Source organism: Nesterenkonia populi (assembly GCF_007994735.1).
Lineage (GTDB): Bacteria > Actinomycetota > Actinomycetes > Actinomycetales > Micrococcaceae > Nesterenkonia > Nesterenkonia populi.
In genome coordinates, this window is the sequence record NZ_VOIL01000001.1 from 299,880 (window position 1) to 312,203 (window position 12,324).

Below are 12,324 nucleotides of genomic sequence, written 5' to 3' on the forward strand. Positions count from 1 at the left end.
CATGGCGGTGTAGCTCAGCTGGTTAGAGCGCACGACTCATAATCGTGAGGTCCCGGGATCGAGCCCCGGCACCGCTACCGCTTCACAGAGACCCCGGGCATCCGCCCGGGGTCTCGTCGTTTCTGCGGACTCCCTTCCCCAACGGGCATTTCGAGGAGATTCGCGCCGCCGCTCAGGCCCTATGTCCCCTCCGTTTTCGCGTCAGGAGCGCCTGCGCGGCCTCAACGCGAAAACGGAGGGGACCGTAAGTTCTCTGCCGACAAAAAGACCCCTCCGTTGTCCCGCTGCGCATTCAGTCGTTGGGGCGGGCTGCTGCGGGGCCTCTGGCTGCGGCGACCTCCCGCATAGTAGGGCCCTCGCCCTCATTGAGGATGCGGACCTCGTCCCCGGCTCGGATCTCGCCGGTGGTGATGACTCTGAAATAGGTGCCGGGGCGGCCTGCGGCGAGGAAGCGCCTCACCCACTGGGGCTGGTCCACCCAACGTCCGAAGGTCGCGCACGGGATGCGGGGACGGGTGACCTCAAGGACCACGCGCTCCCCCACCTGCCACCGCTCCCCCGCCGTGGCGGAGTCTACGTCCAGGCCAGTGATGCGCAGGTTCTCCCCGAAATACCCGGCGGGGATCTCCTGCTGCAGCTGATCACCCCACCATGCGGCGTCGTCGGCCGAGTACGCGTAGACCGCCTTCTCCTCGCCTCCGTGATTCTTCCGATCCGCCTGCACATCCCCGTGCAGCCCCAGGGTCCGCACCTTCACCGGCCCCTCAACCGGCCGCTTATCGATAGCAGTGGTCCCCACCGGCCCGGGATCAAACGTCAGCTGATGCACCACGCAGACTGCCTCCACAGCGCCGAGGAGGCCCCTTCTGGGCGTCACAGGCCTGCGAGGGCCTTCTCGACGTCGTCGATGAGGTCCTCGACGTCCTCGATGCCTACAGAGAGCCGCAGGAGGTTCTCCGGGACGGCGAGCTCGGTGCCGCGGACGGAGGCGTGTGTCATCTCGTGCGGGTAGTTCATCAAAGACTCCACCCCGCCCAGGGACTCGGCCAGGATGAACAGCTTGGTGCCCTCGGCGACCTTCCGGGCTGCGGGCTCCCCGCCGGCCAGCTGCAGGGACACCATGCCGCCGAAGCCGCGCATCTGGGACTTGGCCAGCTCATGCTGCGGGTGGGACTCCAGTCCCGGGTACAGGACCCGTTCGATGGCCGGGTGGCCCTCGAAGTGCTGGGCGATGGTGAGCGCGTTGGAGCAGTGCCGGTCCATCCGCACCCCCAGGGTCTTCAGGCCGCGGGTGGTCAGGTAGGCGTCCAGCGGCCCGGAGACCGCGCCGACGGCGAACTGCTGGAAGGCGACCTTCTCCGCCAGGTCATCAGCGTCGTCGCCCTCCCCCAGGACCACGGCACCGCCGACGACGTCGGAGTGGCCGCCGATGTACTTGGTGGTGGAGTGCACGACGACGTCGGCGCCGAGGCTCAGCGGCAGCTGCAGGTACGGGGTGGCGAAGGTGTTGTCCACCACCAGCAGCGCCCCGTTGGCGTGGGCGATGTCCGCCAGGGCGCGGATGTCGGTGACTCCCATCAGCGGGTTGGAGGGGGTCTCCACCCAGAGCAGCGTGGCGTCGTCGTGCTTCAGCTCGGAGGCAACCCGCTCATGGTCGGAGAGGTCGATAGGAGTGTTGGTGACGCCCCAGTCCCCGTGCACCCGGGCGAAGAGCCGGTAGGTGCCGCCGTAGGCGTCGTTGCCCATGACCAGACGCTGGCCGGGACGCATCAGTCCACGGATCAGCGCGTCCTCCGCGGCGAGCCCGGAGCCGAAGCTGAAGGCGTGCCTGCCGCCCTCCAAGGAGGCGAGCTGCTCCTGCAGGGCGGTGCGGGTGGGGTTGCCGGCGCGGCCGTAGTCGTACCCGTTGCGCAGGTTGCCGATGCCGTCAGGGGCGTAGGTGGTGGAGAAGTGGATCGGGGGCACCACGGCCCCGTACACCTCGTCAACGTCCTGGCCGGTGTGGATCGCGTGGGTCGAGAAGCCGGGGGCCCGGTTCTGGTCACTCATTGAGGTCGATCTCCTGTCGGTCGGCGCCGGAGAGGTGGGCGAGCAGGTCGTTGCGGGTCAGCACCCCGACGATGTCGCCGCGATCGGCGACGAGCAGGGTCGGGTTGCTGCGCAGCTTGGCGAGGATCTGCGAGACGGTCTCCGTGATCCCCACCAGCGGCAGATCGTCCCGCAGGTGGTCGGAGACCAGCTCGTCCGGGCTGGCCTGGCCCTCGATGACGTCCTCGGAAAGATGCTCGACGTCGACCACCCCGTAGACCTCACCGATGCGGGCCACCGGGCCCGGGTGGTCGATCACCGGGACGATGTCCACGCCGTAGCGGTTCATCACGCTGACCGCCTCCCGCAGGGTGGTCTCCCGGCTGATGGAGATGACCTCCGGCAGAGCCTCGGAGAACATGTCCCGCTTGCCGTGCAGCAGGTCCGCCGCGGTGGTGGTGGAGGGGTCCTTCTCACCGGTGCCGGGGGCCTGGTCGGTGGTGGCGGCGCCGATCACGCCGTCACGGACCGCCTCAGAGAGCTGCTCGGAGGTCTTCACGGCCAGCTCCGTGCCGGTGGTCGTGGAGACGACCTCGCCGAAGCCGTGGTCGACCATCCACTGGTCGTTGAAGATCTTGGCCAGATACCCGCGGCCTGAGTCGGGCAGCACGGCGACGACGACGTCATCCGGCCCCAGGCCCTCGGCAACCTTCAGCGCGGCGGAGACCGCGGTGCCGGAGGAGCCTCCCACCAGCAGGCCCTCCTCGGTGGCCAGCCGGCGGCACATCGCGAACGACTCGGCGTCGGTGATCGCGTGGTGCTCGTCCGGCACGGAGGGGTCATAGTTCTTGACCCAGACGTCCTCCCCGACGCCCTCAACGAAGTAGGGGCGGCCTTCGCCCCCGGAGTAGATGGAGCCGTCCGGGTCGGCGACCACCACCCGCACGGACCCGGAGTCCCGGTCCGCGGAGACCTCTTTGAGGTAGCGGCCGGTGCCGGTGACGGTGCCGCCGGTTCCCGCCCCGACCACCAGGTGGGTGACCTTCCCCTCGGTGTCCTCCCAGATCTCAGGGCCGGTGGTCTCGTAGTGGGAGCCGGGCGCGTTCGGGTTGGAGAACTGATCGGGCTTGTAGCCGCCCCTGATCTCCTCGGCGAGCTGGTCGGAGATCCCGTAGTAGCTCAGCGGGGACTCCGAGTCCACCCCGGCAGGGCCGACGACGACGTCGGCCCCGTAGGCGCGCAGCACGTCCCGCTTCTCCTGCGCGACCTTCGGCACGGTGACGAACACGGCCCGGTACCCCTTCTGCTGGGCGACGAGCGCCAGGCCGACCCCGGTGTTGCCGGAGGTGGGCTCCACCACCACCCCACCCGGGGAGAGCTTGCCCTCGGCTTCGGCGGCTTCGATCATCTTCAGCGCGATGCGGTCCTTGATGGACCCGCCCGGATTCAGATACTCGAGCTTGACCAGCACCGTGGCGGAGATGCCCTCGGTGACCTTGTTCAGCTTCACCAGCGGGGTGGAGCCGATGAGCTCCACAACGGAATCGGCATAATTCATGGGTCCCAGACTACCGGTGGGCGAGCCCCGGACCGAGGGTGCGGGACTTTCGGAGAAACAGTGAAGTGGGAGGCTGTACCGGTGATGATCAGCGAGGCCGAGCGGACGGTGGACCTGGGGGCGCCCTATGACCTGCCGCGCTCGCTGGGCGTGCTGCAGCGCGGGCACGCCGATCCGGCGGTGCGGGTGGACCGCGGCGTGTTTGAGGGAGGGCCGCGCGGGGCTCCGGGTGCTGGCGCCTGGCTGTCGCTGCGGGTGCCGTCAGCGGACAGGGGCGACGCGGGCGGCTCGTCCGGGCGGGCGGTGCTGCGGTTCGATCAGCTGGACGTCTCACGCGTACGCGCCCGGGTCGCCGCTGACTCCGAGGACGCATCCGCCGCGGCGCTGAACCGGGCTCCGCTGGTGCTGGGAGCCGCTGACGACTGGACCTGCCTCGAACTGCTGCTCGACGCCCTCGGAGACCGTGTCTCCACCGCTCTGGCGACCGTCCGACGTCGTCACCCCGGGGTGCGGCTGCCTGCCGCCGGAGCGCTGTTCGACCAGCTGATCAATGTGACGCTGGAGCAGAAGGTCACCCACGAGCAGGCTCGGCACGGATGGCGGAGCCTGCTGCGCCGGCACGGGGACGCGCCGGCCGCCGACTGGGCTCAGGGTGCGGCGCTGCCAGTCCCGGAGTGGCTGCGGATGCCGCTCACAGCGGCCCAGCTGCGAGCGGTGCCGTCCTGGGAGTGGCACCGGCTGTGGGTGCAGCCGCCGCTGTCCAAGACCATCCAGCAGATCGCCCGGCGCGCCTCCGCAGTCCACCGCCTGGGGGCAGAGACCCCGGTGGAGACCGATGCGGTGAACCAGCTCGCGGAGACCCTGGCCGGGATCCCCGGCGTCGGAGTCTGGACTGCGGCGGAGACGCTGCAGCGCTCCCACGGAGCCGCGGACCTTCCCGCAGTGGGCGACTACCACTTGGCGCATTTCGTGGGCGAGGCGATGACCGGGACCCGCACCGACGATGCCGGGATGGTGGAGCTGCTGGAGCCGTACCGTCCGCACCGGCAGCGGATCGTCCGGCTGCTGAAGCTCTCAGGGTTTCAGCACCAGCGAATGGGCCCCAAGCTCACCTCGGAGGATCACCGGAGCCGTTAGCGGCTCAGACGAAGGTGGGGCGAAGGTTGCCGGCCGCTGCCACACCCACCATCTGGGTGAGCTCGGCAAGACGTTCGGGGTCCTCGGGCAGCTGGGCGATGCTGATCCGCAGGCTGGGGGCCTGCGCGGGCTGCAGGTAGGCGGAGCTGCCCGCGTCGACCACCACTCCCTGGGAGGAGAGGGCGAGTGTGGTGCGATGCTCGTCGACGACCTGCACCCAGACGCTCCAGCTGTTGGGGCCGCTGGCCACCGGGAATCCAGCCGCTTCGAAGGCTCTGACGGCTGCTTCGCGGCGGCGGGCGTAGCGCTGACGGACGCTCTTGAGCCGGCGGCGCTGGCCAGTGGAGCCGGCAAGCTCGGCGACCATCTGCTGCAGGATCCGGCTGTGCGAGGAGAGACCTTCGGCGCGCAGCTGCACGGCCCGGGCGATCAGCCGCTCGGGGCCGGCGAGAACGGCGGTGCGGATGTCGACGCCGAAGGCCCGGGCATAGTCGAGGACCCGGAGGCTGCGGTCCGGGTAGGAGGCGGCGAGGCTGGCGGGCGGACTCTCCACCAGGGGACCGAGCGGGTCGTCCTCGATGATGACGGCGTCAGTGCTGTCAAGGAGCGCCCGGAGCTGCTCGGCGCGATCCTCGGTGAGCATGTGCTGGTGCCCGAAGGGTCCGGCGGGGGCGAGCACGAACGCGGCGGCCCCGGCGTCGAGCGCCTCCTGCAGCGATTCGGGGAGGGGGCCCTGCTCGTCAGTGGCGACGGCGTGCAGGGTGATGCCCATCTTCCGCGCGGTCTCAAGGAACCCGGGGTCGAAGGGGCTCTCGACGGCGAGGGTCCCGCCGGGGCTCACGGCGGCGGCGGTGGCGAGCCAGAGCCCGCGGGCGCCGCCGGCGACGGCGATCGCCTGCTCAGGCTGGAAGGGGAGGTCCTGCGCGCAGGCGCGGCGGAGATCCTCGGTGAGGTACTCGCGGCCCCAGGCGTTGATGCTGGGGTGCTTCAGCGCGGCCGCGGCGGCATCTTCGAGCGGGGGCAGCAGGGCGGGGTCGGGACTGCAGGCGTGGAGGTCGATGGCGTGGAAGCCGCGGAACCCGGCGGCCTCTGCCCCTTGGGCATCGACCACCCGGGTGCCGCCGCGGCGGCGGGTCTCGACGGCGTTCTCCTCGCGGAGGAGCCCCCAGGCCTGGGCGATGGTGCCGACGGAGACGCCTAGCTCCTGGGCGAGGTCTCGGACGGTGGGGAGCCGGGCCCCGGGGGCGAGGGTGCCGTCATCGATGAGCTCCTGCACTTGGGAGGCGATGCCTGCGGGGGTGCGCGATCCGAGCCGCCGCGCCAGTTCGGCGGCATCGATCTCTGCCATCAGGGCCTCCGGGAGAAGTTCTGTGCGTGCATGAGTGAAGAAGCTACGCCCAACAGGGTACCGGTCACAGTGATCACCGGACCCGAAGGAAATGTGGACGGGCCCTTCGGGCCGGGAGGCAGCTGCGCGAGCGCCCATAGGAGGGAGGGGAATGAGAAGGGGGACTCTGGCGTGGCCAGAGTCCCCCTTCTCATTCCCTGTGGCAGGTGAGGGATTCGAACCCCCGTAGGCAATGCCGGCTGATTTACAGTCAGCTCCCTTTGGCCGCTCGGGTAACCTGCCATGAAGTTGTGAGGCCTCGTTCGAGGCACCAAGCAACTTTACCCAAGAGCGGAAAAATTCTCGAATCGGCAGCGCGGGTGCGTACCGTAGCCCCATGGCTACTACAGACCTGACCGCTGACGGCTTCCAGCAGGCGCTCGAGGACAACGACATCCTGCTGATCGACTTCTGGGCCGACTGGTGCGGTCCCTGCAAACAGTTCGCTCCGGTGTACCAGCAGGTCTCGGAGCAGCACCCTGACGCCACGTTCGCGAAGGTGGACACTGAGGCCGAGCAGGAGCTGGCCGCCGCAGCGAGCATCACATCGATCCCCACGCTGATGGTGTTCCGGGAGAAGGTTCTGGTGTTCTCCCAGCCCGGCGCCCTGAACGCTGAGCAGCTGGACGGCGTCGTGAAGGCGGTGAAGGACCTGGACATGGCGGAGATCCATAAGCAGGTGGAGGAGCAGCAGGCCGAGGGCGGCGACGCCGAGCAGTCCTGACGCTCAGCTCCTTTCGGATACGGCGACGGCGGCCCGCCGGCCCTCCTGGTGAGGGTGACGGGCCGCCGTCGCCGTTTTCATGCGCGCTTCAGGCACGATGGCCGGCGCCTCCGCAGCCGGCCGAGAGGCGTGCGTGACCCCTGCGCCTCCGGGACTGGCTAGAAGTGCTTCTTGGTCGCGAGGGCTGCCCCCTGGGCGAGGGACTCCAGCTTCGCGTCGGCGATCTGCGGGTGGATGCGTCCGCCGAGGCCGCAGTCGGTGGAGGCGATGACGTGCTCCCTGCCGACCCGCTCGATGAACCGGCCCAGGCGCTGGGCGACCAGCTCGGGGTGCTCCACCACGTTGGTGGCGTGGGAGACGATGCCGGGCACGATGACCTTGCCCTCGGGGAGCTTCACGTCGTCCCACACCGTGTACTCGTGCTCGTGGCGGACGTTGGCGGCCTCGAAGGAGTAGTACTTGGCGTTGATCTGCAGCATCAGGTCCACGATGTGCTTGAACTCGATGTCGGTGGTGTGCGGGCCGTGCCAGGAGCCCCAGCACAGGTGGAACCGGATCTGGTCCTCAGGCAGGTCCCGGATCGCATAGTTCAGTGCGTCGACGCGCAGCTGGGTGAATTTCCGGTAGTCCTCGACGCTGGGCTCAGGGCTGATCTGGTCCCAGTTCTCTGCCACAGAGGGGTCGTCGATCTGAAGGATGAGGCCGGCGTCGATGACGGCCTTGTACTCCTCCCGGAGGGCATCGGCCCAGGCGTAGATGTGCGCCTCCTCGTCGCCGTAGTGGCGGTCCGCGATGCGGGCGCCGGATCCCGGGGAGAGGGAAGTGATGAAGCCGGTCTCCAGACCGGCGGCGTCCAGGGCCGCGCGGAAGTTCTTCACGTCTGAGGCGACCTGCTCATGCCCGGTGTACTTCAGCTCCCCCACGGTGGCGGGGAAGGGGGTCGCGTGGTTGCCGGTGCCGATGCCGGAGTCCGGGTCCGAGTAGGCATCGGAGAACTTCACCCAGTCGCGGCGGTTGGGGAAGCTGGTCAGCTGCACGTTGCCGGGGCTGGACTCCACGTGGGGCTGGGAGAAGATGTCCTCTCCGGTGACTTCCAGGCCTTCGACGCGCTGGAAGATGTAGGACCACCACGCGCCGTAGTCGACAGCGGAGCGCATGGCTTTGCCGTACTCGCCGTCGCCCGGGTGGCTGACGCCCTGGGCGGCCTGGCGGGCGACGAGGCCCTGAACAGCCTCCGCCAGCAGCCGTTCGAACTCGGGGGTCCGCCTGAGGGTGAGGCCGTCCTCCTCAAACTCGCGGGCGGCGTTGGCCTTGATGAGCTCGGGGGTGCGGGGCAGGGACCCGGCGTGGGAGACGAGGATCTGCTGGGAGGGGTCTTGGGAGAGGGGCATGCGAGCCGCATCCTTTCGTGTCGGTTGGGCTCAGCCGTGGGAGGGAGCGCCGTACCGGGTGGAGCCCCGACCGGTGCGAACCTCTTGCCGGCCGAGCACGCGTCAGGTGCTTGGAAGGAAGGGTTCGCAGCGGTGACCACTACAGTCGCGAGGCTTCGCATGCTCGCTGCGAGAAATGTTCATCATTAAGTTATGGACGTTATCTTACACACAGCACTCGACGACGAAAGGTGAGCCCATGGCTAAAGAGTCAAGCTTCGACATTGTGTCCCAGGTGGACAAGCAGGAGGTCTCCAACGCCCTGAACCAGGCGCAGAAGGAGATCGCACAGCGCTACGACTTCAAGGGAACCGGCACAGAGGTGGACTTCTCCGGCGAAGCGATCATCATCCGGGCGAGCTCTGAGGAGCGCGCCAAGGCCGCCCAGGACGTGTTCGAGTCCAAGCTGATCAAGCGGGGCATCAGCCTGAAGTCCTTCGAGGCATCGGAGCCGAAGGCCTCCGGCAAGGAATACCGGATCGAGGGACAGATCAAGGAGGGGATCGACCAGGCCGCCGCCAAGAAGATCTCCAAGACCATCCGGGACGAGGGTCCCAAATCGGTGAAGGCCCAGATCCAGGGCGACGAGCTGCGAGTGAGCTCGAAGTCCCGCGATGACCTCCAGGAGGTCATCGCGCTGCTCAAAGACTTCGACGATGCCGCCCTGCAGTTCATCAACATGCGCTGATTGAGCAGCAGGCACAAGGAATGGCCGACGGCAGAATCTTCGCCGTCGGCCATTCCTCTTCAGGCGTGAAGGCCGCGATCACGCGTCCAAGAGGCGTGCGCGACCTGCGCGCGCCGCCGGGATGCTACAGCGCGAAGATCAGGACGAGGGGGACTGCGACGAAGACGACGCCGACCCATGCGAAGGCCGCGAGGGTGCGGCGGGCGGCCAGCTCGGAGAGCCAGCGGGCACCGAGCAGCGGCACCTCCCGCAGGCCCGGGATGCCGAAGATCACCGCGGTGGCGAAGAGATTGAAGAACAGGTGCACCAGGGCGGCAGTGAGCGCGATGGTGCCGAGCTCGCCGTCGAACGCCATCGCCGCGACGAGGGCGGTGATGGTGGTGCCGATGTTCGCGCCCAGGGTGAACGGGTAGATCTGGCGCAGGGACAGCTTGCCGGAGCCGGCCAGCGGCACCATCAGCGCGGTGGTGGTGGATGAGGACTGCACCATCACCGTCACCAGGGCGCCGGAGCCGATGGAGGTGATCGGGCTGCGGCCCACGGAGGCGTGCAGCACCCGTTCGGCGCGGCCGACCAGCACGGCCTTGAGCTTGCGGCTGATCATGTTGATGACCAGCAGGATCAGCACGATCGCGAAGACGATCATCGCAATGCCGGCCCAGACGTCGGGCAGCGGGGAGAAGCCGGCCTCGACCAGGTCGCCGGCCGGGCCGGTGGCGCCCTTGATCAGCGCGCCGAACCCTCCGAGGATGGTCTCGATGAGGCCGGTCTCCGCGGATTCGCTGCCTCCCAGGAGTCCCGAGGCGGCGGTGGCCGTCCGCTCGAGCAGCCCGAAGGCCATCTCCAGGGGCAGGAAGATGGCCACTGCCAGCAGATTGAAGAAGTCGTGGACCGTGGCGGCGGCGAATCCGCGGCGGAACTGGTCCTTGTCCCTCACCATCGCCAGGGAGACCAGGGTGTTGGTCAGCGTGGTGCCGATGTTCGCGCCCAGGATGATCGGGATCGCGATGCCCAGCGGAAGCCCGCCCGCCACGAGGCCGACGGTCACAGAGGTGGTGGTGGAGGATGACTGGGTGAGCGCGGTGGCGGCGATGCCGATCATCAGGCCGATGATCGGGTTCGCGGCGAAGCTGAAGAGCTCCTCAGCCTGGTCCCCGGCTGCCAGGGAGAATCCGGAGCCGATGATGCCCACAGCAGTGATCAGCAGGTAGACCCCGGCAGCGACGGCGGCCCAGTTCAGCAGCGCCCGACGGCGGCTGACGGGGGTCTGCGCCTGGTGCTGCGGAGCCGGCGTCTTTCCCTGTTCGAGGCTGTTGGTGATGGCGGGTGCGGGGGCGTCTGCGGCGCGAGCGGTGACCTGTCGCTCGGCGGGGGTAACGGCCATATGATGAACGCTCCCAACCCAAGGTGAACTTTAGGTTAACTCCGGCCAAATACTTCTCAACACTTCTGCGGGAGGCCCTGCGGAATCTCCCCGGATACGATGATGTTGCCCTCCTAGGGACACACCACACCGGCGAAAGGGACCGTATGCACAACCATCACGGACGGCTCAGAACTGCAGGCCTGCTCGCTTTTCTCTTTGCCATGGTGCTGGTGGTGGGCGCGATCGTCGCCGCCGCCACGGAGACCCCCGCGTTCATCTTCATCTTCGGCATCATCGGCCTGGTGTCGGTGGCGTACTCCTACTGGAACTCGGACAAGATCGCGCTGCGGGCCATGAAGGCCTATCCCGTGACCCGCGAGCAGGCCCCGGCGCTCTACGCGATGGTGGAGGAGCTGGCCTCCCGCGCCCAGCAGCCGGCGCCCCGGATCTTCATCTCGCCCCAGCCGACCCCCAACGCGTTCGCCACGGGACGCAACCCGGAGAAGGGTGTGGTCTGCTACACCGAGGGCATCCTGAACCTGCTCAACGAGCGGGAGCTGCGGGGCGTCACAGGCCATGAGCTGATGCATATCTACAACCGGGACATCCTGATCTCGTCGGTGGCGGCCGCTGTCGCCGGCTTCCTGACCACCATCACGCAGTTCTTCATCCTCTTCGGCCGCGGCGGCGGGCGGAACCAGAGCCCCTTGGCGCTGATCGGAGCCATCCTTGCCGCGATCCTGATGCCGATCGCCGCAAGCATGATCCGCTCAGCGATCAGCCGCACCCGCGAGTACGACGCCGACACCGACGGCGCCGAGCTCTCCGGGGACCCGCTGGCACTGGCCTCAGCGCTGAACAAGCTCGAAGGCGGCATCCGGCAGATCCCCCTGAACGAGGATCCCAAGCACGACGCGCATGCCCACATGATGATCGCCAACCCTTTCGGGCCCCGTGCCAAGCAGATGTTCTCCACCCACCCGCCCATGGACGACCGCATCCAGCGGCTCAAAGACATGGCCGGGCATTAGGCTGTCTCTGTGGCGGAGATGCTCTACGAGAAGTTCCAGGCGCTGGTCCCCAAGTACCTTGACGACAGGTGGACCCCGGATGAGGGGTACACACGTGAGGAGCTTGCTGACCTGCTGGCAGACTCTGAGCTTCCGGATTCCTCCCGCCTGCCCCTGGTGCTGGAGGAGTTCTACCTCGCGCTGGGCCGCTGCGAGGAGCTGATGGAGGCGTACCACTTCTTCTTCGACCCGGACGAGCTGGTGACCGAGGAGGGCCACCTGCTGTTCCTGGAGGATGAGGAGGAGCGCTTCGCCTGGGGCATCGAGGTCTCTGACCTGAGGGTGCCGGACCCGCTGATCCGCCGCCGGAAGAACGCCACCCATGAGTGGACCGCGGAGGGGGCCACGGTCAGCGAGTTCCTCTTCGACCTGCTGGAGTTCTCCTTCGAAGAGGACGAGGCGTAAGTTTGCCCGTTGCCTGGGAGTCGCACGCTCCGCCGGACTACGCCTGCCCGTTCTGCGGCCTGGTGGCCGGCGATGTCTCGCACCCGGCCAACCGCTGTGAGCTGGGTGATCTGGTGCACCAGGACGAGCATGTCGTGGTGTTCATCGCCTGCGACGGGTTCGGCCCCTATCCCGGGCATGCGATGATCTGCCCCACGGAGCACCTTGAGGCGCTGTACGACATGGACGATGCGATCCTCGCCAGGATCAGCTCGATGTCCCGCGACGTCGCACTGGCGATGAAGCTGGCCTGGGACCCGGAGGGCACCAGCACCCGCCAGCACAATGAGCCCGCCGGGAACCAGCACGTCTGGCACTATCACCTGCACGTGTTCCCGCGCTGGAGGGACGACATGCTCTACCGGCAGGTCCGCGCCCCGCTCAGCCCGGAGTTCCGTGCCCAGAAGGCCGTGGAGCTCCGCCCGGCGCTGGAGAAGGTGCTGGCGGAGAAGAGGCCTTCGGCGTGAAGGCCAGCGCCTCTGGGGCCGGCCG

At 68.3% G+C, this 12,324-nt stretch carries 12 protein-coding genes and 2 tRNA genes; 7 read left to right on the top strand and 7 right to left on the bottom strand.

The genetic code is table 11. The features are described from left to right. Window positions 1–3 precede the first annotated feature (3 nt). A tRNA-Met gene (locus FWJ47_RS01415) sits at window positions 4–77 on the top strand. A gap of 215 nt (window positions 78–292) precedes the next feature. On the opposite strand, the gene FWJ47_RS01420 is transcribed toward FWJ47_RS01415, so the two are convergent. From FWJ47_RS01420 to FWJ47_RS01430, 3 genes are read right to left on the bottom strand one after another with little or no spacing between them, the layout of a single operon-like run. After that, window positions 293–832, bottom strand: coding sequence for an MOSC domain-containing protein (locus FWJ47_RS01420; protein WP_246126111.1), 540 nt, complete (start codon window positions 830–832; stop codon window positions 293–295). A 41-nt stretch (window positions 833–873) separates the two neighbouring features. Further along, the gene (locus FWJ47_RS01425; RefSeq protein ID WP_147103170.1) at window positions 874–2,049 is read right to left on the bottom strand and encodes a cystathionine gamma-synthase; all 1,176 of its coding nucleotides are present in this window, start codon (window positions 2,047–2,049) and stop codon (window positions 874–876) included. Further along, complete coding sequence (locus tag FWJ47_RS01430) at window positions 2,042–3,586, bottom strand: pyridoxal-phosphate dependent enzyme (protein WP_147103172.1); 1,545 nt, start codon at window positions 3,584–3,586, stop codon at window positions 2,042–2,044. Before FWJ47_RS01430 ends, FWJ47_RS01425 begins: the two co-directional genes overlap by 8 nt. A gap of 84 nt (window positions 3,587–3,670) precedes the next feature. Here FWJ47_RS01430 and FWJ47_RS01435 point away from each other — a divergent pair, with 84 nt between their 5' ends. Then, window positions 3,671–4,723, top strand: a complete 1,053-nt coding sequence (locus tag FWJ47_RS01435; RefSeq protein WP_246126302.1) for a DNA-3-methyladenine glycosylase family protein — start codon at window positions 3,671–3,673, stop codon at window positions 4,721–4,723. A 4-nt stretch (window positions 4,724–4,727) separates the two neighbouring features. Here FWJ47_RS01435 and FWJ47_RS01440 read toward each other — a convergent pair whose 3' ends face one another. Together FWJ47_RS01440 and FWJ47_RS01445 are read right to left on the bottom strand one after the other, a co-directional pair. Continuing rightward, the gene (locus FWJ47_RS01440) at window positions 4,728–6,071 is read right to left on the bottom strand and encodes an aminotransferase class I/II-fold pyridoxal phosphate-dependent enzyme (protein WP_170228424.1); all 1,344 of its coding nucleotides are present in this window, start codon (window positions 6,069–6,071) and stop codon (window positions 4,728–4,730) included. Between the two features lie 200 nt (window positions 6,072–6,271). Further along, a tRNA-Tyr gene (locus tag FWJ47_RS01445) sits at window positions 6,272–6,353 on the bottom strand. A gap of 94 nt (window positions 6,354–6,447) precedes the next feature. Here FWJ47_RS01445 and FWJ47_RS01450 point away from each other — a divergent pair. After that, on the top strand, window positions 6,448–6,834 hold the full coding sequence (locus tag FWJ47_RS01450; RefSeq protein WP_147103178.1) for a thioredoxin family protein: 387 nt from the start codon (window positions 6,448–6,450) through the stop codon (window positions 6,832–6,834). Window positions 6,835–6,992: 158 nt separating this feature from the next. Here the strand turns inward: FWJ47_RS01450 and FWJ47_RS01455 are convergent, their stop codons facing one another. Further along, window positions 6,993–8,225, bottom strand: a complete 1,233-nt coding sequence (locus FWJ47_RS01455) for a cobalamin-independent methionine synthase II family protein (RefSeq protein WP_147103181.1) — start codon at window positions 8,223–8,225, stop codon at window positions 6,993–6,995. A 238-nt stretch (window positions 8,226–8,463) separates the two neighbouring features. Between FWJ47_RS01455 and FWJ47_RS01460 the strand changes: the two genes are divergently transcribed. Continuing rightward, complete coding sequence (locus FWJ47_RS01460) at window positions 8,464–8,952, top strand: YajQ family cyclic di-GMP-binding protein (RefSeq protein WP_147103183.1); 489 nt, start codon at window positions 8,464–8,466, stop codon at window positions 8,950–8,952. Window positions 8,953–9,076: 124 nt separating this feature from the next. On the opposite strand, the gene FWJ47_RS01465 is transcribed toward FWJ47_RS01460, so the two are convergent. Further along, a complete protein-coding gene (locus FWJ47_RS01465) occupies window positions 9,077–10,336 on the bottom strand; it encodes a Na/Pi symporter (protein WP_147103186.1) in 1,260 nt (419 codons plus the stop codon). Window positions 10,337–10,482: 146 nt separating this feature from the next. Between FWJ47_RS01465 and FWJ47_RS01470 the strand changes: the two genes are divergently transcribed. From FWJ47_RS01470 to FWJ47_RS01480, 3 genes are read left to right on the top strand one after another with little or no spacing between them, the layout of a single operon-like run. After that, window positions 10,483–11,349 carry a M48 family metalloprotease gene (locus FWJ47_RS01470; protein ID WP_147103188.1) on the top strand — a complete coding sequence of 289 codons (867 nt, stop codon included), beginning with the start codon at window positions 10,483–10,485 and terminating at the stop codon, window positions 11,347–11,349. 9 nt (window positions 11,350–11,358) lie between these two features. Beyond that, entirely contained in the window at window positions 11,359–11,793 is a 435-nt protein-coding gene (locus FWJ47_RS01475; RefSeq protein ID WP_147103190.1) for a hypothetical protein, read from the top strand. 2 nt (window positions 11,794–11,795) lie between these two features. Further along, complete coding sequence (locus tag FWJ47_RS01480; protein WP_147103193.1) at window positions 11,796–12,299, top strand: HIT family protein; 504 nt, start codon at window positions 11,796–11,798, stop codon at window positions 12,297–12,299. Window positions 12,300–12,324 lie beyond the last annotated feature (25 nt).